Origin of the sequence: Sorangium sp. So ce362 (assembly GCF_051519845.1) — a bacterium.
Lineage (GTDB): Bacteria > Myxococcota_A > Polyangia > Polyangiales > Polyangiaceae > Sorangium.
The window spans coordinates 8,297,190-8,319,935 of record NZ_CP150332.1; the positions used below are offsets into that span (position 1 = coordinate 8,297,190).

At 71.9% G+C, this 22,746-nt stretch carries 17 protein-coding genes and 1 pseudogene; 8 read left to right on the forward strand and 10 right to left on the reverse strand.

From position 1 onward, the window contains the following. The first annotated feature begins 92 nt into the window (after positions 1-92). The gene (locus WMF17_RS31850; RefSeq protein ID WP_437644737.1) at positions 93-2,561 is read left to right on the forward strand and encodes an SUMF1/EgtB/PvdO family nonheme iron enzyme; all 2,469 of its coding nucleotides are present in this window, start codon (positions 93-95) and stop codon (positions 2,559-2,561) included. A gap of 620 nt (positions 2,562-3,181) precedes the next feature. Here the strand turns inward: WMF17_RS31850 and WMF17_RS31855 are convergent. Continuing rightward, positions 3,182-3,736, reverse strand: a complete 555-nt coding sequence (locus WMF17_RS31855; RefSeq protein ID WP_437644739.1) for a hypothetical protein — start codon at positions 3,734-3,736, stop codon at positions 3,182-3,184. Continuing rightward, positions 3,672-4,328 carry a hypothetical protein gene (locus WMF17_RS31860; protein WP_437644741.1) on the reverse strand — a complete coding sequence of 219 codons (657 nt, stop codon included), beginning with the start codon at positions 4,326-4,328 and terminating at the stop codon, positions 3,672-3,674. Before WMF17_RS31860 ends, WMF17_RS31855 begins: the two co-directional genes overlap by 65 nt. A gap of 375 nt (positions 4,329-4,703) precedes the next feature. On the opposite strand from WMF17_RS31860, the pseudogene WMF17_RS31865 reads away from it, so the two are divergent. Further along, positions 4,704-5,147 (forward strand): annotated as a pseudogene (locus WMF17_RS31865) (formylglycine-generating enzyme family protein); the annotation flags it as partial. A gap of 159 nt (positions 5,148-5,306) precedes the next feature. Here WMF17_RS31865 and WMF17_RS31870 read toward each other — a convergent pair. The 3 genes from WMF17_RS31870 to WMF17_RS31880 all read right to left on the reverse strand — a co-directional run bounded on the left by WMF17_RS31870 (position 5,307) and on the right by WMF17_RS31880 (position 7,815). Further along, entirely contained in the window at positions 5,307-5,732 is a 426-nt protein-coding gene (locus tag WMF17_RS31870; RefSeq protein WP_437596977.1) for a hypothetical protein, read from the reverse strand. 171 nt (positions 5,733-5,903) lie between these two features. Beyond that, the gene (locus WMF17_RS31875) at positions 5,904-7,133 is read right to left on the reverse strand and encodes an MFS transporter (RefSeq protein ID WP_437644743.1); all 1,230 of its coding nucleotides are present in this window, start codon (positions 7,131-7,133) and stop codon (positions 5,904-5,906) included. 34 nt (positions 7,134-7,167) lie between these two features. After that, positions 7,168-7,815, reverse strand: a complete 648-nt coding sequence (locus tag WMF17_RS31880; RefSeq protein ID WP_437596979.1) for a YkgJ family cysteine cluster protein — start codon at positions 7,813-7,815, stop codon at positions 7,168-7,170. Between the two features lie 78 nt (positions 7,816-7,893). Between WMF17_RS31880 and WMF17_RS31885 the strand changes: the two genes are divergently transcribed. Next, positions 7,894-8,649: a glutamine amidotransferase gene (locus tag WMF17_RS31885; RefSeq protein WP_437644745.1), complete on the forward strand. Its 756-nt coding sequence runs from the start codon at positions 7,894-7,896 to the stop codon at positions 8,647-8,649. Positions 8,650-8,673: 24 nt separating this feature from the next. Here the strand turns inward: WMF17_RS31885 and WMF17_RS31890 are convergent, their stop codons facing one another. Then, positions 8,674-9,372 (reverse strand): TetR/AcrR family transcriptional regulator, encoded by a 699-nt coding sequence (locus tag WMF17_RS31890; protein ID WP_437644746.1) that lies wholly within the window; start codon positions 9,370-9,372, stop codon positions 8,674-8,676. A 320-nt stretch (positions 9,373-9,692) separates the two neighbouring features. On the opposite strand from WMF17_RS31890, the gene WMF17_RS31895 reads away from it, so the two are divergent. From WMF17_RS31895 to WMF17_RS31910, 4 genes are all read left to right on the forward strand, one after another. After that, positions 9,693-13,301 (forward strand): BadF/BadG/BcrA/BcrD ATPase family protein, encoded by a 3,609-nt coding sequence (locus WMF17_RS31895; protein WP_437596984.1) that lies wholly within the window; start codon positions 9,693-9,695, stop codon positions 13,299-13,301. A 74-nt stretch (positions 13,302-13,375) separates the two neighbouring features. Next, positions 13,376-15,304 carry a 2-hydroxyglutaryl-CoA dehydratase gene (locus WMF17_RS31900; protein WP_437596986.1) on the forward strand — a complete coding sequence of 643 codons (1,929 nt, stop codon included), beginning with the start codon at positions 13,376-13,378 and terminating at the stop codon, positions 15,302-15,304. A gap of 98 nt (positions 15,305-15,402) precedes the next feature. Next, on the forward strand, positions 15,403-16,680 hold the full coding sequence (locus tag WMF17_RS31905) for an aminotransferase class I/II-fold pyridoxal phosphate-dependent enzyme (RefSeq protein WP_437644748.1): 1,278 nt from the start codon (positions 15,403-15,405) through the stop codon (positions 16,678-16,680). Positions 16,681-16,782: 102 nt separating this feature from the next. Further along, positions 16,783-17,625 (forward strand): SHOCT domain-containing protein, encoded by an 843-nt coding sequence (locus WMF17_RS31910; RefSeq protein WP_437644750.1) that lies wholly within the window; start codon positions 16,783-16,785, stop codon positions 17,623-17,625. 59 nt (positions 17,626-17,684) lie between these two features. Here the strand turns inward: WMF17_RS31910 and WMF17_RS31915 are convergent, their stop codons facing one another. From WMF17_RS31915 to WMF17_RS31925, 3 genes are read right to left on the reverse strand one after another with little or no spacing between them, the layout of a single operon-like run. Further along, positions 17,685-18,242, reverse strand: coding sequence for a TlpA family protein disulfide reductase (locus WMF17_RS31915; protein ID WP_437644752.1), 558 nt, complete (start codon positions 18,240-18,242; stop codon positions 17,685-17,687). Then, entirely contained in the window at positions 18,239-18,967 is a 729-nt protein-coding gene (locus WMF17_RS31920) for a hypothetical protein (protein WP_437596991.1), read from the reverse strand. Before WMF17_RS31920 ends, WMF17_RS31915 begins: the two co-directional genes overlap by 4 nt. A 7-nt stretch (positions 18,968-18,974) precedes the next feature. Further along, positions 18,975-19,241 carry a DUF4911 domain-containing protein gene (locus tag WMF17_RS31925; protein WP_437596992.1) on the reverse strand — a complete coding sequence of 89 codons (267 nt, stop codon included), beginning with the start codon at positions 19,239-19,241 and terminating at the stop codon, positions 18,975-18,977. 421 nt (positions 19,242-19,662) lie between these two features. Between WMF17_RS31925 and WMF17_RS31930 the strand changes: the two genes are divergently transcribed. Then, positions 19,663-21,360, forward strand: a complete 1,698-nt coding sequence (locus tag WMF17_RS31930; protein WP_437644754.1) for a hypothetical protein — start codon at positions 19,663-19,665, stop codon at positions 21,358-21,360. A 13-nt stretch (positions 21,361-21,373) separates the two neighbouring features. Here WMF17_RS31930 and WMF17_RS31935 read toward each other — a convergent pair whose 3' ends face one another. Further along, complete coding sequence (locus WMF17_RS31935) at positions 21,374-22,666, reverse strand: aspartate kinase (RefSeq protein ID WP_437596995.1); 1,293 nt, start codon at positions 22,664-22,666, stop codon at positions 21,374-21,376. Positions 22,667-22,746: the final 80 nt, after the last annotated feature.

A 22,746-nucleotide genomic window follows, 5' to 3' on the forward strand; every position in this document is an offset into this window, starting at 1 on the left:
GGGAAGCAGAGGGAAGCAGAGGGAACAGAGAACGCAGGCTGGCGGCGCCGAAGCCCCTTTGCCTGCGAACGGCGACGCGCTAGGAGCGGGGCATGGTGGAGCCGTCCGACGATCCTTTCGGCCTCTCGGGGCAGACCATCGAGGGGAAGTACCGCGTCGCGGCCGTCATCGGCGATGGCGGGTTCGGCGTCGTCTACCGCGGGATTCACGAGGGATTTGGCGAGCTCATCGCGATCAAATGCCTGAAGATGCCGACCTTGCTCGACGCCGAGCAGCGCGACGCGCTGCTCGAGACGCTGCGGGGCGAGGGGCGGATCTTGCACCGGCTGTCGCGGGCCACCTCGGGCATCGTGCAGGCGCTCGACGTCGGCGCGTTCACGACCCAGGCCGGCGTGTGGGTGCCCTACCTCGTGCTGGAGTGGCTGGAGGGCCAGACGCTCGGGCAGCACCTCCGGGACCGGCGCGACCGGGGGGAGTTCGGCATGTCGATCGCCGAGGCGATCCAGCTGCTCGCGCCGGCCGCGCGCGCGCTCGCCGTCGCGCACGCGCACAAGGTCGCGCACCGCGACGTGAAGCCGGCCAACCTGTTCCTCACCGACGTCGGCGGGGTGCGGACGCTGAAGGTGCTCGACTTCGGCATCGCGAAGGTGCTGGCCGACCACCCCACGTTCACCGAGGCGCTCGCGGCGACCCGGCAGGGGCCGAGCGCGTTCACGCCGCGCTACGGGGCGCCCGAGCAGTTCAACAAGGCCCGCGGCGCGACCGGCCCCTGGACCGACGTGTTCGCGCTCGCGCTCATCTTCGTCGAGCTCGTGAGCGGCAAGCGCGCGCTCGAGGGGGACGACCCCACGCAGCTCTACATCGCCTCGGCCGACCCGGCGGTGCGCCCGACGCTGCGCGCGCGCGGGCTCCCGGACGCGCCGGAGGCGATCGAGCGCGTGCTCGACAGGGCGCTCTCCATCGAGCCCAAGCACCGCTTCACGAACGCGGGTGAGTTCTGGGACGCGCTCTCGGCCGCGGCGCGCGGCGAGCGCGCCGGGTCGGGCGCGGGGCTCGACGCCCCCGGCGCGGAGCACGCGGGCGGGCTGTCGACCGCGGAGTACGCGGCCTCGCGCGGGCTCGGCATCGCGACCGGACACGCCGGCTTGCCGATCGAGCCGACGATGCTCGCCGACGCGCACGCGCCCGCCCCGGCGCGGCCCGCCGTGGTCAAGGTGAGCCACGGCGCGAGCGGGCATCCGACGGGCGGCGCCGCCGGCGCGGCCGGCGCGGCTGCCGCGCTGGCGACGGGGGGCTCCCGGACCGCGCAGGTCGACGACTCCATGATCGAGACGGTCGCGCCCGCCGCCTACCCCGCGGCCCGCCCGCCGCCCCCGCCGCCCGGCGCCGCCCCGCCCCCACCGCCCGCGGCGGGCGGGCCGCCGCACGCCGCGCCGCCCGTCGCCCCGCCGCAGCAGCGCCGCAGCCCTGCGCGCGCGGCGCTGCCCTGGCTCCTCGCGACGCTCCTGCTCGGCGGCGCCGGCGCGGCGGCGTACTTCCTGACGCAGGCGCCCGGCGGCAAGAAGCCGGCGCGGGCGCCGGCCGCGCGCGCCCCGGCGAAGGCCTCGCCCACCGGGCGCGCCGCGGCGGCCCCCGCGGGCGCGGCGGAGGCGATCGCCACCGCCGCGCCCGCGGAGAGCGCCGCGGCGGCGGCGTCGGCCGCCGTGCCCGCCGCCGTGACGGCGCCGCCGGCCGACATGGTCTTCATCGGGCCGCTCACGACAACGATCGGCGCCGCGGGCGAGGCCCGCCAGGTGACGCTCACCCGCGGGTTCTACATCGATCGCAACGAGGTGACCGTCCGCGCCTACCGCGCCTGCATGCAGCAGCGCATGTGCTCCACGGCGGATCACGTCTCGCTGACCCCCGAGCTCCTGCCCGGCGCGCTGGCGCCGGCGGCGTCCGAGGACCAGAAGGAGGCCGAGCTGTGGTCGCGGCGCTGCAACGAGCCTCGCAACGCGACCGGGCACCCCATCAACTGCGTCGACTACTCCCAGGCTGAGAGCTACTGCCGCTTCCGGGGCCGGCGGCTGCCCACCGAAGCGGAGTGGGAGGTCGCGGCGCGCGGCGCGGCGGGCCGGGCCTTCGTCTGGGGCGACGACGCGCCGACCTGCGAGCGCGCCTGCTACGACCGCAACGAGGCCTGCCTCGCGCGCGGCACCGAGGTCGCGACCTGCGCGTCCGGCGCCCACCCGAGCGATCGCACGCCCGAGGGCGTCTACGATCTCGCCGGCAACGTGTCCGAGTGGGTCTCGGACGGCCTCGTCTTTCCGCCGCCCGGCGGCGAGGACCCGCAGGGCGACCCGTCCTTCCCGCTCAAGGTGGTGCGCGGCGCGAACTTCCTGGACGGCCCCGAGAAGCTCTCCACCACCTACCGCACCGCCGCGGCGCCCGTGACGGCGCACGCCTGGATCGGCTTCCGCTGCGCCATGGATGCGCCGGCGCAGGAGGACGCCGCCGCGCAGCCGCCCGCCCCCGCGCCGCAGGCTGCGCCGGCCGAGCAGGGAGCGGCGGCCCCCTGAGCTGAAGCGCTGAGCCCCTCGTCCTCCCGCACGGCATGGCCGGATCCGGTGCCGTGCGTCCACGGATCACCGATCCGACAGGGCCTGGGCGGGCCGTTTCGCTCGATTCCTGAGCATTTTCTCTGGATCCTGGGCAGATTGTTCTGGTTCCCAGAGTCGATTCTCTCGATGTGGCTTTCGATCACCTGGATCTGACAGATTAAATTCTGAACGGAGCCTTCATTTAGCCAGAATACAGAATTGATTCTCTAAATTCCGTCTACATTTAGCCCGTTTCCTGGCTAAAATGTCTCGGTGCCGCTGATCCCGGGGCCCTCGCTACGTCAGCGCCGAGCCGCCGCCCCAGCTGACCGACCACGACGAGATCCGCTACCAAGAGCGTCGAACAGAACCTCCCGTCGCCTGCCCGGGGCGGGGCGGCGGGGCAAGGCGGGGCGACGTGGTGCGCGGCGAAGCGCTTTGCAGGCCGGGCACTCGAGGACATCGATCCTGCGAACGTGCGGCGCAGAAGCTCGGCGCGGGTCGTCGACCGCTCCGCCCCGCTTGCGTCTGGGAGCACGGCGCCCCGGAGCGCCGCGTCCATCGCCTGCGGGCCGGAGCAGGCCCCCCCGCCCTGCAGCTCACAGGACGATGAACTTGTCGTCCGTGTACACGAGGACGAAGCGCGTGTCCGTCGGCGCGCCGCTGGCATCGAAGCAGGCGACGTTGACGTTCGTGTTCGTCTCGGTGCCGGACCAGCCGACGACCTTGCAGTGCTCCGGTCCGGTGCCGTACGCCGTGATCTGCACGTTCGAGCCCGACGCCGACATGCCGGGCAGGCTGACGGAGTAGCGGCCTGCGGACGTGCGCCCTGCGGTGATGTCGGTCTCCACCTCGCCCAGGTCCCCCGCGATGTAGCCTTCCTGATAGGAGAGGCTCGGCGTGTACGCCGCCGCCGTGGCGTTGTTCGCCCAGGCGTAGCTGTAGGAGAGCCCGCCGTTCACCTGCCTCGAGCGCGCGAAGTTGAGGGTGAACTGGCTATCCGACGGGGCGCCCGAGCTGTCGAAGCAGCGCACGCCGACCACCGCGTCGCCTCCGGACTGCCCCCAGCTGCTGACCTTGCAGTGATCGCTACCCGGGCCGTAGGCCGTCACCTCGACCGTCGCGCCGCCCGCGGTCTGCCCCGGCAGGGTCACCGCATAGTAGCCCACCCCCCTGGCGCGCGATCGTGTTGTTCACGCCGCTCGAGTTGAACTGGTACGTCGCGACGGGCGCGTACGCCGACGCCGTCGGGTTGTTCGCCCAGACGTACGCCTCGTCCGAGGATCCGGTGCCCGACTTGTGGACATATGCGACGCTGAACTGGGTGTCGACCGGCGCGCCGCCGGCGGTGAAGCAGTTGACATAAACATCCACGTCATCGCCGCTCCTGACCCAGGAATTGACCTTGCAGCGCTCGGCGCCCGCGCCGTAGGCCGTGACCTGGACATGACCGCCCGGCGCCGCGCCCACGTCCGGAAACCGCACGCGATACTGGCCCGCACCGAGCTGCGTGATGGTGTTGTTCACGCCCTGCCCAGATGCGTCTCCGGAGGAGTTCCGCGAGTAGCTCGAGCTCGCGGTGAACGAGCCCGTCGCCTGGTGCGCCCACGCATACGCCCACGCATGGGACACGAACGCTTGCTGGGCGTCGCCCACCTCGCCCTCCTCGGCCTCGTACGCCACGGCGCAACCTGCGCCCATGATGCCGACGACGAGCGATCCCAGCAGCAGTGCATTGCTCCTCATGACATGCTTCCTTTCCACTCCACGAGTTCGATGTTGGATAACGGCCATCGCTGCCCCAGCGCGACCGCGACGAGGCGATTGCAACGCGCATGCCGCGCGCGGCCGCCCGGCGCGTCCAGCGATGGCTCTGCCTCCTGTTCCGGGGGCGAGACGCCGGATCGGGCGCGATCAGGCCGTGATGGCGACACGCCGGCCGCGACCAGCGACCGGGTTGCTGCACGTCGCTGTCACGCGCTCCTGACACCCTCGCTGTCACGCTCCCATGACAGGCGTCATCTCCGCGTGTAGGGTCGGTCCGGCGCGCGTTCAGCGAGCAAGAGGCCGGCACCGCCGCTGCCGCCGGCTCCGCCGTCACTCCCGCCCTTCACGGGGCCGATGCACGCCGCGAGAGGCGTGGCGGTGCCTGGTCGCCGAGCCGGACCTCCCCATGTTCTCCCCCCGCGCGCGCAAGTACCTCCTGGCGGCGCACGCGCGGCTCCGAAGGAGGCCGAGCTGTGGTCGCGGCGCTGCAACGAGCCTCGCAACGCGACCGGGCACCCCATCAACTGCGTCGACTACTCCCAGGCCGAGAGCTACTGCCGCTTCCGGGGCCGGCGGCTGCCCACCGAAGCGGAGTGGGAGGTCGCGGCGCGCGGCGCGGCGGGCCGGGCCTTCGTCTGGGGCGACGACGCGCTGGCCTGCGAGCGCGCGTGCTACGACCGCAACGAGGCCTGCCTCGCGCGCGGCACCGAGGTCGCGACCTGCACGTCCGGCGCCCACCCGAGCGATCGCACGCCCGAGGGCGTCTACGATCTCGCCGGCAACGTGTCCGAGTGGGTCTCGGACGGCCTCGTCCTTCCGCCGCCCGGCGGCGAGGACCCGCAGGGCGACTTCGAGGAGCCGCAGCGGCGCTGGCCCGACGCGCTGCGCGAGCAGGGCGCGCCGCGTGGCCGCGACGCGCGAGGCGACCGTCGCGACAGCGGGCGCGCGGGGCTGTGGCTACTCGACCCGCTCGCGGACCCGCTTCACGGCGTTCCTGACCATGTCGCCGTACGGTCCCGCGGGGAGCTCGTCGAGCCTCGCCGCCGCGCGCTCGTAGAAGGCGCGCGCCTCGGCGATGTCGCCGAGCACTTCGTGCGAGTGCCCCATGTTGAGGAGGAGCGACGGATAGAACCCGCGCACGCGGTCGTCGCCCACGGCGTCGGCGCGGCGCAGGGCTTCCTGGTTCCACGCGAGCGTTCCCTGATCGCTCCCCTGGTGGCGGGCGAGGTAGTGGGCGGCGAGGCACGCGTCGTAATCGTCGGCGCACGCGGCCCATGCTCGCTCGAAGAGGGCGCGGGCGTCCTCGTGCCGCCCCTCGCCTTCGGCCTGCATGCCCTCGGCGCAGAGCCGCACGACGGGATTGTTCGGGTCGATACTGTCCATGCTTCGAATCTCCCGGCTCCACGGAGCCACCTGGAGCCAGACCGAGGAGCGCAGGCTCACGACCGTGCCTGCGGGCGTGTCACCTCCTGGCGCGGTGAGCTCCTGTCGCCCTCGTGCTCCGCGCCGGATGGTCGCACGAGGGCCTCGTCGCACGAGGGCCTCGCCCGCCGGTCAGGTCTCCAGGCGCTCGCCGGGTCGACCCCCCGCGTCCTGCACCGCGGGCGCCGGCCCGCCCGCGGCCCCGGCGAGCAGCACGATGGCGAGCGCCCCGACCACGATGAGCGACAGCGCGACGGGGAGGCTCGTGGCCGCGGCGATGTGGCCGACCACGGGCGGACCGCCGAGGAAGGCGAGGTAGCCGAACGTCGCGACGGCCGCGATGGAGCTGCCGGTGGGGCCGGTGCGCGCCGCCGCGCTGAAGACCGTGGGGATGACGCACGAGAGCCCGAGCCCCACGCTCGCGAACCCGAGCAGGCCGGCCATCGGACGGCCGATCAGCAGCGCCGCGGCGAGCCCCAGCGTCACGAGGACGGCCCCGCCCCGCACCACCGCGACCGGGCCGAGCCGGGTGCTCACCCCGTCGCCGAGGAAGCGGCCCGCCGCCATCGCCACCGAGAAGGCCGCGAACCCCGTCGCCGCGAAGGCCGCCGACGTGCCGAGCGTGTCGCGGAGGTACACCGCGCTCCAGTCGGCCATCGCGCCCTCGCCGAACATGCACAGGAAGGCGATCGCGCAGAGCGGCCACATCGCGCGGGGCGGCAGCGCGAAGGGGTTCCTCGGCGGCTCCGGCGCCGGGACGCCGGGCCGCACCCAGGCCGAGAGCAGCCCGACGAGGAGCAGCGCCGCCACCGCCGCGAGGGAGAGGTGCGCGGCCGGCGCCACCCCCGCGTGCGCGAGCCCCCCCCCGGCCGCCGCGCCGGCGAGCCCCCCGACGCTGTAGAGCGCGTGGAACGACGACATGATCGGCCGCCCCCACGCGAGCTCCACCTCGGCGGCGTTGGCGTTCATCGACACGTCCATCACGCCGTTCGAGACGCCGAAGAACGTCAGCGCCAGGAACAGCTCGACCGGCGTCCGCGCGAACCCCAGCCCGAACAGGCTGAGCGCGAACGCCGCGCCGGAGGACACCGCCACCGCGCGGCTCCCCAGGCGCGCGACGAGCCACCCGGCCATCGGCATCCCCACGAACGCGCCGAGCGCCGGCGCGAGCAGCACGTTGCCCAGGGTCGCCTCGTTCAGCGCGAGCGCGTGCTTGAAGTCGGGGATGCGCGTCACCCACGTGCCCATGCAGAAGCCGTTGGCGAGGAAGATCAGGAGCCCGGCGATGCGCTGCGCCCCGAGCCGCGCGGCGGGCGCCCGCTCCCCGGCCTCCCTGGAGGTCTCCGCGTCGCGCGCCGCCATCACGAGACCGCCGCCCGGGCGGGGATCTCGCCGCTCACGGCTCCACGGGCGCCCCGTCCCGTAGCCCGAGCGTCTCCTCGCGCGCCGACAGGCACGCTTCGCTCCCCACCACGAACGCGCGGCAGTTGTCCGGCCTGAGCTCGTAGATCGCGCAGCGCAGGTCCTCGCCGAGGTGCTGGCACCGCCCGCTCGCCGCGAAGCGCAGCGTGATCTTCCCGTCGCGCGCCCGCCGCACGTAGGCGCGCGCCGTGAGGTCGCCCCGCCCGGCGTCCCGAAAGCGCGACAGGTCCACGTCGTCGAGCACCACGTGCGCGTCGTGGCAGCACGCCCCGCACGCAAGGCAGTCGAGCGCCACCTCGCGGATCGCCCCGGGGTGCACGCTGTCGCGCTCGCACCAGTCGAGGACCGAGCCCTCGTACTCCCGCTTCACCCGCGCCGTCGCGAGCCCCAGGGCCGGGCCCTCGCTCACGCGCCGGAAGCGCTGCTGCTCGATCGACAGGAGCGACCACAGCCCGAGCTCGGTCAGCTTCCCCTGCGCGTCGACGGTGAGGAGGAGATCGACCCGCTCGTCCGGCAGCACGATGGCCGCGTGCCCGCCCGCCCTCACGTGCGCGGCGGCGCGGGGCAGGAAACGCGGACGAAACCGACGCCACACCGGGCGCGGCACGACATAGGAGGACATCGGGGAGCATCTTCGCGCCCCGGCCCCGCGCTGCCAAGTCCCGCTCTCGCCCGCCGGCCGCTCTGCTATGTTGAAAGGGTGGGGCATCCGAAGAAGATCGTCATCGTCAAGACCGGTGAGCCCGTGCCCCCGGTCCTCGAGCGGCGCGGCGACTTCGCGGCCCTGATCGAGCAGACGATCGGCGCCGCGTGGCGCGGCGGCTACGCCACCTTCGACGCCCGCACGGGCGACCTCCCCGCGCCCGACGCCCCCGGGACCGCCGCCTTCGTCCTCACCGGCTCCTCGGCCAACGTCCCCCACCGCGAGCCCTGGATGCTCCGCTGCGAGGCGTGGCTGCGCGACGTCGTCCGCGCCGGCGCCCCCACGTTCGGCATCTGCTTCGGCCACCAGATCCTCGCCCAGGCCCTCGGCGGCGAGGTCATCCGGAACCCGCGCGGCCGCGAGATCGGCCGGATCCGCGTCCAGCGCCGCGCCGACGACGTCATTTTCGACGGGCTCCCGTCGAGCTTCGAGACCCACGCGACCCACGTCGACACGGTCGGCGCGCTGCCCGAGGGCGCCCGCAGCCTCGCGTTCACCGAGCTCGACGACCACCAGGTCATCCGCTTCACGAACACCTGCTACGGCGTGCAGTTCCACCCCGAGATGGACCACGACGTCATCGCCGGCTACATCGCGTGGCGCCGCGAGGTCTTGCAGGCCGAGGGCCTCGACGTCCCGGCGCTCCTCGCCCGCATCTCGCCGGATCAGCTCGGCACCCGGACCCTGCTCAACTTCATCGCGCACATCGTCGCGCCGCGCCTCGGCCGTACGCCGCCCACCGGATCGGCGTAGTCACGGCCCTGACTGACGCGCCGGTCAGTCCCCCTTCGGCCTGGCGCGGCGGGCGCGCGGCGGGCTCGCCCGCTCGGGCGCGGCGTCCCCCGGCGCGGGCGCCCCGCGCTCGCCCTCCCCGCGCTGCGCCGGCTGCCCGGGCGCGGCGTCCATCCGGAGGTAGCCGCGCCGCAGGAGATCGTAGAGCGCCGTGACGATCCGCTCGCGCGGGCGGGCCTGGTCCTCGAGGGCGTTCTCGAAGAGCACCTCCTTCAGCGCGCCGATCGTGAACGTCGCGTAGAGCTCGGTGTCTCCCGGCTCGATGATGCCGAGCCGCTGCCCCTCCGCGAGGCTCCGCTCCAGCAAGAGCTTCACCTCCTGCCGGAAGGCGCGCAGCTCCTTGACGAACGCCGGGTCGAGCCCCGCCGCGTGCGACAGGAGGATGCTCGTCAGCGCCGAATCGTCGAGCAGGACGGCCACGATCGCGCGGATGTTGTGCTTGATCTGCGCCTCCACGTCCGCCGACGGATCCACGCGCAGGATGGCGCCGCCGAGGCGCGAGAAGAGCCCGCCCACGAGCTCGCCGAACACCGAGCGCTTGTCCGGGAAGTAGAGGTAAAACGTCCCCTTCGCGACCTTCGCGAGCGCGACGATGTCATCGACCTTCGCCTCGTGATACCCCTTCTCGGAAAACACGGTGCGCGCCGCGCGGAGGAGGGCTTGGCGACGCTCGGACTTGTTCATGGGCCGGTCGCTTTACCATCACCGGCCCGTCCTCTGGGGCTCGATGTCTCCCTGCGCCGTCGCGCGGCCGCGCCGCCCGAAAAGCGCCTGGAAAGATCGGAGGCAGGCGGACGACACGCGTGGGACGCCGTGCCGAGCCCAGCGACGAAATCGTGCGCCCTGGACGCAGATCCCCGGGAAAACGGCGTTCCACGCTCTCCAAACCCGACCGAGACACACCGAATCATTTTGATTTTCGGGACATCTCGTTGTAGCCATCACGACTGACCAGCCAGTCAGTCGGACGCTGGTGACCGGCGACGGCGGTGGGAGGAGCTCCGATGGGAAGGCAGATCCAGGATCCGGTCGTGGTCGGCATCGATGTCGGCTCGACGACCGTGAAGGCGGTCGTGCTCGATCCGCAGACGCTCGAGATTCTCTGGAGCGACTACCAGCGGCACCAGACGAAGCAGCCGGAGAAGGTGCTGGAGCTCCTCGAGGTGATCGAGGCGTCGTTCCCTGCGTCGCCCCGGGAGCGCTGGCGGGTGTTCATGACGGGCTCCGGCGCGGCGCCCCTCTGCGCCGGCCTCGGCGCCAAGTTCGTCCAGGAGGTCAACGCGGTCACCCTCGCGGTCGAGAACCTGCACCCGGACGTGGGCAGCGTCATCGAGCTCGGCGGGCAGGACGCGAAGATCATCATCTTCCAGCGGGACGCGAAGACGGGCGACAAGACGGCCGCGCCGTCGATGAACGACAAGTGCGCCTCCGGCACGGGCGCCACCATCGACAAGTGCATGATCAAGGTGGGCCTGCCGTCGAGCGATGTGGTCAAGATCCACTTCGACGACTCGAAGCTCCACCACGTCGCCGCGAAGTGCGGAGTCTTCGCCGAGACGGACATCGTGAATCTCGTGAAGAGCGGCATCCCCTCGACGGAGATCCTCTGCTCGCTCGCCGACGCGATCGTCCTCCAGAACCTGTCGGTGCTGACGCGCGGCTCGACGTTGAAGCACAAGGTCCTCCTGCTCGGCGGCCCCAACACCTACCTCCCCTTCCTCCAGGAGTGCTGGCGCAAGCGGATCCCCGAGACCTGGGACGAGCGCGGCTACGCCTGGCCGAAGGACCAGCCGGTCGAGGAGACGATCTTCGTCCCGGAGAACGCGCAGTACTACGCGGCGTTCGGCGCCTGCGTCTACGGGCTCAAGGAGGCCGCCGAGGTCGGCCTCTACGCCGGCAAGGCGGGGCTCATCGAGTACATGACGAACGGCAGGAAGGCCCGGCTCGGCGAGAGCGCGGGCCCGCCGCTCGTGAAGACCCGGAACGAGGTCGAGGACTTCCGCAAGCTCTACAGCATCCCGCGGTTCACGCCGATGAAGCTCACCCCCGGCCAGGTGGTGCGCGGGGTCATCGGCCTCGACGGCGGCTCCACCTCGTCGAAGGCGGTGCTCATCGACGAGGACGGGGGCATCGTCTGCAAGGCCTACCAGCTCTCGAAGGGCAACCCGATCCAGGACGCGAAGGAGCTCCTCGCCCAGCTCCGGCAGTACGTGCTCGACGAGGGCGCGACGCTCGAGGTGCTCGGGTTCGGCGGCACCGGGTACGCGGCCGACGTGCTCCAGGAGTGCATGCGGGCCGACGTCAACATCGTCGAGACCGTCGCCCACATGATGAGCGCGGTGAAGTTCTTCGGCGACGTCGACGTCATCTGCGATATCGGCGGACAGGACATCAAGGTCCTGTTCATGAAGAACGGCGATATCGCGAACTTCCGCCTCTCCAACTCGTGCTCTGCGGGCAACGGCATGCTGCTCCAGGCGATGGCCGACCAGTTCGGCCTGAAGGTGACCGAGTACGCCGACACGGCGTTCGGCGCCGAGCTCGCGCCGAAGTTCAGCTACGGCTGCGCCGTCTTCCTCGACACCGACCGGGTGAACTTCCAGAAGGAGGGCTTCTCGAAGGAGGAGCTGCTCGCCGGCCTCGCCCAGGTGCTGCCGAAGAACGTGTGGCAGTACGTCGTGCAGATCCCGCGGCTCGCGGCGCTCGGCACGCGCTACGTGCTCCAGGGCGGCACGCAGTACAACCTCGCCGCGGTCAAGGCGCAGGTCGACTACATCAAGGAGCGCGTCCCCGGCGCCGAGGTGTTCGTCCACCCGCACACCGGCGAGGCCGGCGCGCTCGGCGCCGCGTTCGAGACGCTCCGGGTCGTGAAGCGCAGAGGCCGGTCGACGTTCATCGGCATCGATGCGGCGATCGCCCTCGAGTACACGACGAAGAACGACGAGGAGACCGTCTGTCACTTCTGCCCGAACGAGTGCAAGCGGACGTTCATCGACACGAAGCGCCCTGACGGGTCGACGAGCCGCTACATCTCGGGCTTCTCGTGCGAGAAGGGCACGGTCGAGAGCGAGCAGGCGATGCTCGCGCTGGTCGCCGAGCGGAAGAAGATCGCGAAGCAGTTCCCGAACCTCGTCGACTACGAGTCGAAGCTCGCCTTCCGCCACTTCTACGACACCGCGCCGCTGCCGGAGGGCGGGGCGCCGGTGAAGGACGTTGTCGTCAAGAAGGGCTTCCTCGGCATCCGCCGCGTGGAGACGACGCGCCCGTTCCGGCGGAGCGGCCCCGAGACGCGCGAGCGCCTCCGCCGCGTCCGCATCGGCATCCCGCGCGTCCTCAACATCTACTCGACGGGCCCGTATTACCGGTCCTACTTCGAGGCGCTCGGCGTCCCGAAGCAGAACGTCGTCTTCAGCGACGCGACGAGCGAGGAGATGTGGGTCGAGGGCGGCAAGTACGGCTCCATCGATCCGTGCTTCCCCTCCAAGGTGGCGCAGGCCCACGTCCACAATCTCCTCTTCCACCACCACACGGACGAGAAGAAGCTCAATTACATCTTCTTCCCCATCCTCACGCACGTGCCGAGCTTCGGCGAGGGCGTGATGGACAAGACGAGCTGCCCCATCGTCGCGGGCGTGCCGGACGTCATGAAGGCGGCGTTCACGAAGGAGGTCGACTTCTTCAAGACGCGCGGGATCGAGTACCTCGATCCGCCGCTCACGTTCTCCGAGATGACGCTGACGGCGCGCCGGATGTTCGAGACGTGGGGCCCGCGACTCGGCATCACCGAGGACGAGAGCGATCACGCGCACCGCGAGGGGATGCGGGCGCTCTCGCAGTTCGAGCGCGACCTGCAGGACAAGGGGCGGGCGATCCTCGAGACAGTCGAGGCCGAGAACCGCGTCGCCATCCTGATGATCGGGCGGCCGTACCACTCCGATCCGGGCCTCAACCACGGGATCCCGGAGGAGTTCCAGGTGCTCGGCTATCCGGTCCTCTCGGTGCGGTCGATCCCGCGCGACATGGAGTACCTCGCGCGGTACTTCAAGGACGAGATCGCGGCGGGCCAGCACCCGCTCGACATCAACGACGTCTGGCCGGAGAACTACTCGGCGAACAGCGCGCAGAAGGTCTGGGCGGTCAAGTTCGCCGCCCGCCATCCGAACGTCGTGCTGCTCGACCTCTCGAGCTTCAAGTGCGGCCATGACGCGCCGACGTACGGCATCATCGACAGCATCGTGACCTCGAGCGCCACCCCGTACGCCGCGCTGCACGACATCGACGCGAACAAGCCGGGCGGCTCGATCAAGATCCGCGTGAAGACCTACGCGCACAGCCTCAAGCTGCACGAGGAGGCGCTCGAGGACGCGGCGAAGAAGAAGGCGCAGCTGGTCCAGCGCATCGACGAGAAGCGCCTCGAGCTGCTCCAGGTGAAGCGGGAGCAGCAGGCGGCGCGCAAGATCACGGATCCCACGCTCGAGCGGGAGATCGCGGCGCTCGCCGACAAGGTGAGGAGCTACGTCGCGCCGGTGTCTCCGCCCGAGGCGCCGAAGACGGGGCTCGTGCAGCTCAAGAGGAAGCAGTCCGACGGGACCGTCGTCCCCTTGGAAGCCTGAAGACACGACCGAGGTCGAGGGGGGGACGGCGCGGCCGGCCCCCTTCCAGCATCCAAGTGAAGGGAAGCCACGCCATGGAACAGACGATCACGCAGAAGACGCGCCTTCCTCTGGTGGGCGAGACGAGATCCAGCAAGACGGACATCGACGTCGAGGCGGAGCTCCGGGCGTTCGAGGAGGCCGAGCGCGAGCGGCTCGGGATCAAGGCCGAGCGGCGGCAGTGGGTCGACGGCATGCTCAAGCCGAAGATGACGAAGAAGGAGCGCGACAACGTGACGCTCCTCATCAGCGGCCTCACCGCCGCGCAGGACTTCCTGTGCGAGGGCGCGCTGAAGGGCCTCGGCTACAACGTCACCTACTTCGGGATGAGCGACAACGCCGGTCTCCAGACGGGCAAGGAGTTCGGCAACCGCGGGCAGTGCAACCCGACGTACTTCACCGTCGGCGGCCTCGTGAAGCACCTCATCGATCTGCGCGACAAGCAGGGGATGTCGACCGAGGACATCATCAAGAACTACGTGTTCCTGACGGCGGGCGCCTGCGGGCCGTGTCGGTTCGGCATGTACGTGACCGAGTACCGGAAGGCGCTCCGCGACGCCGGCTTCGACGGCTTCCGGGTGATGCTCTTCCAGCAGACGGGCGGCCTCTCGCAGGCGACGGGCGATGACGTCGGCCTCGAGATGAACCCTGCCTTCTTCATCGCGATCATCAAGGCCATCGTGTGCGGCGACACGCTGAACGCGCTCGGCTACCGCGTCCGGCCTTACGAGATCGAGGCCGGCGCGACGAACCGCGCGATGGAGAGCGCGAAGCGCATCCTCTACACGGCCCTCTACGAGCAGACGAACATCTTCCGGGCGCTCTACGAGGCGCGCAAGGAGTTCGAGGGCGTCCGGGTGGACAAGCTCCGGCCCAAGGCGAAGACGTCGATCATCGGCGAGTTCTGGGCCATGACGACCGAGGGCGACGGCAACTACGCCCTTCAGCGGTTCCTCGAGAGCGAGGGCGGCGAGAACGACATCCAGCTCACGACGGCGTGGCTCCTCTACAACATCTGGGAGTGCGCCCGCGACACGCGCGAGCGGCGCGACCTGCGCGGCGCCGACGAGGGCAATTACGGCCTCGCCAGCCTGGACGAGTTCGGCGTGGCCAAGCGCCTCGCGACGATGCGCCTCGCCGAGGGGGCGCTCCGCGTCGGCTTCCAGGCGTTCGCGCTGCCGCTCGGCCTGTTCGATTACCACCTTCCGGACATGGAGCTCGTGGCGGATGTGGCGAAGGACTACTACTCGAACGACCTCCGCGGCGGCGAGGGGCACATGGAGGTCGGCAAGCTCATCGTGAACGCCGTGAAGGGGAAGGCGCACGTCACGGTGAGCGTGAAGCCGTTCGGGTGCATGCCCTCGTCGGGCGTCTCCGACGGCGTCCAGTCGCTGATCACGTCGCGCTACCCGGGCACGATCTTCTGCGCGGTCGAGACGAGCGGCGACGGCGCGACGAACTTCTACTCCCGCATCCAGATGTACATGTTCAAGGCGCGCATCCTGGCCGAGCAGGAGCTCGCCCGCGTCTACGAGGAGACGGGCGTCACGGAGGCCGAGGTGCGCGCGTTCCTCGAGAAGAACCCGAAATACGCGAGCCCGCTCCACCACGCGCCGCACCGCGTTGCCGGCTCGGCCGCCAACCTTGTCTACGAGGTGGCGCCGCTCATCAAGCAGTCGGCGGCCGAGCGCGCCGTGGTGAAGGCCAAGGCGGCGGCGGGGGCGCTCCGCGATGCGGTGATGTCCGCCCCGGCGAAGGCGAACGCCGCCAGGGCGTTCCTGACGAACCCGGAGACGCTCTCCCGGGCGCGCGAGGACGTCGCGCTCCTCCGCGACATCGTCGGCGGCAAGGCCTCGGAGCGGTTCAAGCCGCTCGTGAAGCGCCTGGCCGGCAAGGCGTACTTCGAGAACAACCCCGAGGTGAGCCACACGGCCTACAGCGGGGAGGCCATCGCGGCGGAGTGAGGTGGACGCCGCCGGGCTCATCCCGGCGGTCGCCTCGGCTCCTCCGGATCCACTCGGGTCGCGACGTGGCGGCGAAATTCTGCTAGATATCGCCCGCCATGACTGAACTGCGTTCGTTGTCCCCCGAGGCTCTTGCCTCGCTCACCCGGGAGCTCGAGGCACGTTATGCTGCCTTTGAAGCCCGGGGCCTCAAGCTCGACATGACGCGCGGCAAGCCGTCGTCCGAGCAGCTCGACCTCGCGAACGGCATGCTCGGCCTGCCCGACGCGAGCGACCTCGTCGCCTCGGACGGCTCGGATACGCGCAATTACGGCGGCCTCGACGGGCTGCCCGAGATGAAGGCGATCTTCGCCGAGCTGCTCGAGGTGCCCTCGGCGCAGGTCATCGTCGGCGGCAACAGCAGCCTGACGATGATGCACGACGCGGTGGTCCGCGCGCTCGTCCACGGCGTGCCCGACGGGAACGGCGCCTGGTCGAAGCAGTCGAAGATCAAGTTCCTGTGCCCGAGCCCCGGCTACGATCGTCACTTTGCGATCTGCGAGCACCACGGCATCGAGATGATCACGGTCGATCTGAACGACGCCGGCCCGGACATGGATCAGGTCGAGCGGCTGGTCGCCGAGGACGCGGCCATCAAGGGCATGTGGTGCGTCCCCAAGTACAGCAACCCGACCGGCACCACGTACGCTCCCGAGGTCGTCCGCCGGCTCGCCAGCATGAAGACGGCGGCCGCGGATTTTCGCCTGTTCTGGGACAACGCCTACGCGGTCCACCACCTCTACGCCGAGGGCGATCGGCTCGCGGACATCGTGTCGGCGTGTCAGTCCGCGGGCAACCCCAACCGGCCGTTCGTCTTCGCCTCGACGTCGAAGATCTCGTACGCGGGCAGCGGCATCGCGGCCATGGCGTCGAGCCCCGCGAACGTGGCGGACGCGAAGAAGCACCTCGCCATCCAGACCATCGGCCCGGACAAGGTGAACCAGCTGCGGCACGTGCGGTTCTTCAAGGATTACAAGGGCTTGCTGAGCCACATGCAGCGCCACGCCGAGCTCCTGCGGCCCAAGTTCGAGGCGGTGACGAGCATTTTCGAGCGCGAGCTCGGCGGCAAGGGCATCGCCAGCTGGACCTCGCCGCGCGGCGGTTACTTCGCCAGCCTCGACACCCTCGACGGCTGCGCGAAGGAGGTCGTGCGTCTGGCCAGCAAGGCGGGCGTGAAGCTCACCGGCGCCGGGGCGACGTACCCGTACGGCCGCGATCCTCGCGATCGCAACATCCGGATCGCGCCGTCGATGCCCCCGCTCGATCAGATCCGCGTCGCCATGGACGTTGTCACGGTCTGTGTCCAGCTCGCGAGCGTGCGCAAGCTCGCTGGCTGATCGCCCTTATCCCCCTCATCGCCATCCGCCTCGCCGCTCGCGCGCGTTGCGAGCGGCGGACCCCCGTGCCAGGCTCGCCGCTTCCTCCTGGAGCGCCTCATCATGCAGCAACTCACCCCCGAAGGTCAGCGGCGAGTCTCCGACCTGTCACAGCGCTATTACGTCAGCACCGACGCGGTGATGACGCTCCTGCAGGCGCTCGTGAACGGCCATGGGACGATGGCGCAGTTCTACCACCCCGAGCTGGGCGGTGGAGGGCAGTGGATGCAGGGCGGCATGACCATGATCGGGGACATGTTCAACAGCTCTCTCAAGACCAAGGTGGAGGGCCTGTGCGCCGAGCTGTCGAGTCTCCTGGCGAACCAGCCGTTCGCTCCGGCGCCCACGAGCCATCAGTCCCAGGCGCAGGGAGGGCAGCAGCAGCAGCAGGGTGGCAATGGCGGCTTCGGGGGCTCGCCGGTCAGCCTGTTCGTTCCGGCGTCGGGGGGCGGTTCTGGCAGCTGGTGGCCCGGGGAGCTCGGCGTGCCGAGCTCCAGCGGGTCGCAGAACGACATCCGGTATGCCTATTTCCCCGGAGCGCGCCGCGTGGCTGTCGACGTCAACGGGCGAGTCAGCGTCTATGACACGCTCGATCATCAGATCAGCGGTGTGTCGCAGCAGCAAGGGTCGGGGTCGTCGGTCACGTTCACGAGCCAGTACGGCGTGGTGAGCGTGCTGAGCTTGCCGATCATCTCCGGCGACCTCGCCGTGCAGCAGGCGCCGAGCGCTGCCCCCGCGCAGGCGCCCGCTCCGGCGCAGGCCGACGCCGCCCTGCCCCGCTCCGCGTCGGCTCCGGAGGCGGATATCTTCGCTGCCATCGAGCGGCTCGCGGACCTGCGGCAGAAGGGGATCCTCACCGAGCAGGAGTTTGCTGCGAAGAAGACGGATCTCCTGAGCAGGCTCTGAACGCGAGCCCGCGAGACGCGCGATCGCCGAGGGCGAGAAGGAAGCGGGCGAGAAGGAACCTACCGCGCGTCCTCGCGCTCCAGCCCGCGGAGGACCTCCTCGAGCGCTTCCTGGGGGATGAGGCCGACGTGTCGGAACGCCTCCCTCCCCTCGGGGTCGAGGATGACGACGCTCGGCACGTGGTGTAGCCCGGCAAAAGGCCCCTCCCCGGCGATCGTCGGGGCGTCCGCGAGCGCAACCGGGTACGGGAGCTTGAGCGTCGCGACGAAGGCCTCGACGAGCGGCCGGTTCTCGGGCGCCTCGAGGACGAGGAGCGCCGCGTTGATGCGCGGCGTGTGATCGCGGAACAGCCCCGCGAGGAACCGCGCCTCCACCTGAGACGCCACGTCGTAGGTCGCGACGAAGGCGATCACGCTGAACCTGCCCGCAAGCGACGCGGTGGAGATCTCGCCCCCGTCGAGCGTCTCGTACGAGAAGCTCCGCGCCTGGCCACGCGCCGGGGCCGCCGCCGCGACCTGCGGCGCCGCCGCAGGCTCCCGGACCGCGTCGCCCCCGCCGCCGGCGCAGCCGCTCGCGAGCAGCACGAGCGGCAAGCAGACTGGCGCCAGCGACCTCATGGCAGCGGATCCCCCTCCAGGTGCGCGTCGAAGAGATCGGCGCAGAGCTGCAGCGACGGCGGGAGCTCGGCCCCCTTGCGCTGCTGCGCGAGGATCGCATGGCACAGCTCCTCGATGACCAGCTTGATCGGCGTCACCTCGATCTGCGCGCCGTCGAGCAGCATCCCGGGGCCGGGCGCCTCCTCCGCCCGGACGATCGGGTCGTGCCGCGCCCAGGTGATGCCGTCCTCGGGGAGATAACGACACCAGAGCACCCGCACGAAGCGCAGGTAGAGCGGCGTCACGAGCGCCACCACCCGATCGCCCCCCGCGGCGATGCCGCGCAGCGCGAAGCCCCCGGCCGGACGCGGGGCGAGCTCCCCCTCCCCCATCGCGATCGCAATCTCGATCCGCTCGCGGCGCGCCGCGTCGCTCTCGACCGACAGCAGCGGCGCGTAGATCGCGACCGTCGGGACCTGCAGCTTGGGCACGTCCTCGGCGAGCACGTCGAGCCACGCCTCGCGCGCCTCGGGGCCGAGCTCGCCGTACACGTGCGCCGCGGCGATGGCGGCCTCGGCGTCGGTCGCGAGCGCGGCCAGCCACTCCCGCCAGGCGGCGAGGATGCGCGGATCGAGCAGCGCGCCCGAGGACGCCGGCAGGCCCTGCGCCGCGCCGTCGTGCGCAGCGACATCCAGCGAGGCGTCCTGGACGAGATCGACCGAGCTCGGATCGCGGTGCTCCGTCATGCCCGCCTCAGCGTTGCGCGCCGCGGCGCCGCGCGCCGATGTCCTGCTCCAGATCGCGCAGGAGCTCGGCGAACTCGTCGCCCCGACCGAGCGGCGCCGCGAGGGTGATCTCACCGCCGCGAGCCGCGAACAGGAGCGCGATGCCCTCGCTCGCCTCGAGGATACCCTTCACGAACACGACGTCCGCTGGATGGACCAGGACATCCTGGACCAGCATGCCGGCGCTCGCCTCCGCGATCGAGAGCGGGCCGCGAGCGGGCCCGAGCGGCCCCACGCCCGCCTCCGAAAAGTGCCCATCGGCCGGAGACGCGGGGGCGACTCGGCTTGAATTGCTGTCGCGCCGGCCCATCGACGGCGGAGCTAAGCACCGCTCGCCGGAGGGATCCAGCAGGCATACCGGGCGGGGATGACCAGGGCCCTCGCCGCGTCAAGAGGCCGCGGTCGTCCCTCGATCCGCGGACCCCGAGCCGCTCTCGAGCCAACCGAAACGCTTCGCGAGATCGTCGGGCCGCTCACCTTCGAACGAGCGGAGCTCGAGGCGCGGCGGGCCACGGGCCGGCGTCGGGCGGCGGTGGCGGTCCGCGCGCCGCGGCAGGCGGGCTCTGGGGGGCGACGGTGCGCGTGGAGGAGGCGCCGCGAGGGGCGAAAGCGCCGCGAGGGGCGAAAGCGCCGCGAGGGGCGCTACACTCCCGCCGATGTCAGCTTCACGAGCCTGCAGCGAGCGTACGGAGCAGCGCCGCGAGACGTGCCCGGCGCCGCAGCCGAAGACCGCGGTCGACGAGGATGAGCGCGAGCACGACGAGCACGACGAGCACGACAACAAGCTGATCGACCTGCCGCCGCTCGGACACGAGGAGGAGGCGGCGGGCGACGAGAGCTTCGAGGAGCTCCTGCAGACGCTCGACGACGCGGAGCACGGGCTCGACGACGCGAACGCGAGCGACCTCGAGGTAGGCGTCGAGCTCGCCGTGGACGAGGGCGCGAGCGGGGAGGACGAGCCCGCGGAAGAGGGCGTCGACGTGGGGGCGCTCCACGAGGGGATCGCGGACGCCGACGCGGGCTCGTGGCTGTCCGACGAGGCCGCCGAGCACGACGACGCCGAGCACGACGATCTCGACGACGGCGAGGGGCACGGCGACGACGGCGGCGCGGAAGGGACAGGAGAGGATCCGTCGGACGACGTCGACGAGGGCGAGCTGCCCGCGCTCGACGCCGATCAGGACGGCACCTACGAGGGCGAGGATCTGCTCGCGGAGCTGCCCGACCTCGCGGACGACCGGGCCCCGGTCTGGGACGCGCTGCCGTGGACCGTGGTCGAGGGCGCCGGGGCCGCGGTCCCGTGCAGCACGCTCGCGGTGGCCGGCGGCCACGTCGTCGCCGGAGGCGCCGGCGCCGAGCCCGCGCTGGCGAGCGAGCCGTCCCCGCGCGCGGCAGGCCGCTCGCGCCGCGCGGACCGGGCGGGCGGCGATCGCGGGACCGTGCTCGTGATCGACGCGGGAGCGCTGTCGGCGCGCCGCGCCGGCGTCGATACGTCGGCGTCGTCGATCGTGCTGTCGGACAGCGCGCTCCTCATCGCCACGCGCCGCGGCAACCTGCTCCTGAGCGACGACCGGGGGAAGACGGCGAGCCCGCTCGGCGCGTGGGGGTCGGGCGGGGCGCCGGTGACGCTCGCGACGACGCCGGGGCGGCTCTGGGTGCTGGCCGGCAAGACGCTGTGGTCGCCCGCGACCGGCGCGATCGCCGTCCCGCCGGAGACCGGCTCCGCCGTGCCCCCCGGATCGCCGCGCAGCGACGCCGCGCCGTCGCCGTCGCGGGGCGCCCCGTCGCTGTCGCCCGGGCCCGCGCTGCGGGACGGCGTGCTCCGGATGAGCGCGAGCGAAGGGGTGATCGTGGCGCTCACGATCACGGCCGGGGGCCCGCAGCTCGAGCGGCTCCGCGGCGACGACGAGGGCTCGCCTGTCGTGCCGCTGTCCGGGGCGGCGCGGCGCGCGGCGGAGGCCGACGACGGCCGGCTCGCGGCGGCGGCGGGCGGGCGCTCGATCGCGCTGTCGGGCGCCGGGCTCCTGTGCGTGTCGCGCGACGGGGGCGAGAACTTCCGCGTGATCGAGGGCCTGAGCGCGGTCGTCGCGCTCGCCTTCGCGGGCGACCCCAAGGGCTCGCCGCTGCTCGCGCTCGTCGCCCGCGAGGGCGAGCGCCGGGCGCAGCTGGTCCACGTGCCGTCGAACGCCGCCCCCACGGTGGTCGCCGAGATCGGGGCGACGCTCCACGGCGCGGCCGAGGAGGACGCCGCGTCCGTCGGTCCGGCCGCGATCGCGTGGGACCCGTCGCGCGAGGTGGTCTGGATCGCGTGCTGGGCAGGGCTCATCGCGCTCACCCGGCAGCGCAAACACTAGCGTCGCGCGGCGCTCAGGTCTCGACGAACGACGCGTGGAGGAGGCGCTGCGCGGGCGCGGCGTCCGCGGCGTCGACGAGGGCGCCGAGGCGCAGGGGGCCGGCCACCGTGAGCCGGGAGGCGATGCCGGCGCGGCCGAGGACCTCGACGAAGCGGGCCAGCGGCTCCGCGGTCGCGGTGAGGCCGTCGCCGACGACGCTGACGGCCGAGAGCCCCTCGACGAGCTCGATCGACGGCAGCAGCGCGGCGAGCTTTCGCCTCGCGCCCTGCCAGTCGGGCACGTTGAGGAGCGGGAGCACGAACGCCCCGCCGCCGTGGCCGAAGGAGAGATCACGGAAGCCCAGCCCGAGCTCACCGGCCGCGCGGAGGAGCTCGTCGAGCCGGTGCCCGGCGTGAGCCCGCGCGAGGACGACGTTGCCCTCGGCGACGATCGCGCGCGCGGAGAGCGTCGAGGACGCCGAGCCCGGCGCGAAGCGGCGCACCACCGTCTCCCGCGCGCCGGAGCCGGCGTCGAAGGTCGAGCGCGCATGGAGGGCGACGCCGGAGCGCCGCGCCCACTCGACCGCCTGGGCGCAGACGACCTTCGCCCCGCACTCCGCCATCTCCTGGAGGACCGCGCAGTCGAGCTCGGGCAAGTGACGCGCGTCCGGGACGACCCGGGGGTCGGCCGAGTACACGCCGTCGACGTCGCTGTAGATCTCGCAGCGCTCGGCGCCCAGCGCCGCCGCGAGCGCCACCGCCGTTGTGTCGGAGCCGCCGCGGCCGAGCGTCGTGATCTCACGGCGGTAGCTCATCCCCTGGTAGCCGGCGACGATCACGATGCGGCCGCGCGCGAGCTCGTCCTCGATCCGGAACGGGCGGACCTCGATGATGCGGGCGTCGAAATGGCGATCGTTCGTCAGGATGCCGGACTGGGAGCCCGTGAACGAGATCGCCTCGAAGCCCCGGGCCTGGATCGCGATCGAGAGCAGCGCCATCGAGACGCGCTCGCCCGTCGAGAGCAGCATGTCGAGCTCGCGCCGGGGAGGATCCGCGGCCGCGCCCGCGCTCGCCGCCTGCCGGGCGAGGGCGAGCAGGCCGTCGGTCGTCTTGCCCATCGCGCTGACCACGACCACGACGTCGTTGCCGGCGCGCTTCGCGGCGACGACGCGCTCGGCGACCTTGCCGATCCTGTCGACGTCGGCGACGGACGAGCCGCCGTACTTCTGCACGAGGATCGAACCGCCCGGCTTCGCGGGCGAGGCGCCCGACGCGCACGGCGAGCCCTCCTGCTGGACGCGGTTCGGCGGCTGCTCCGGCTCGGCCATGCTGCACCTCCAGGCGCAGCGCGCGCTGCGCAGGAGATCCGGCTATCACGGGCGCGGAGCGCGGGCCAAGCGCGCGGCGG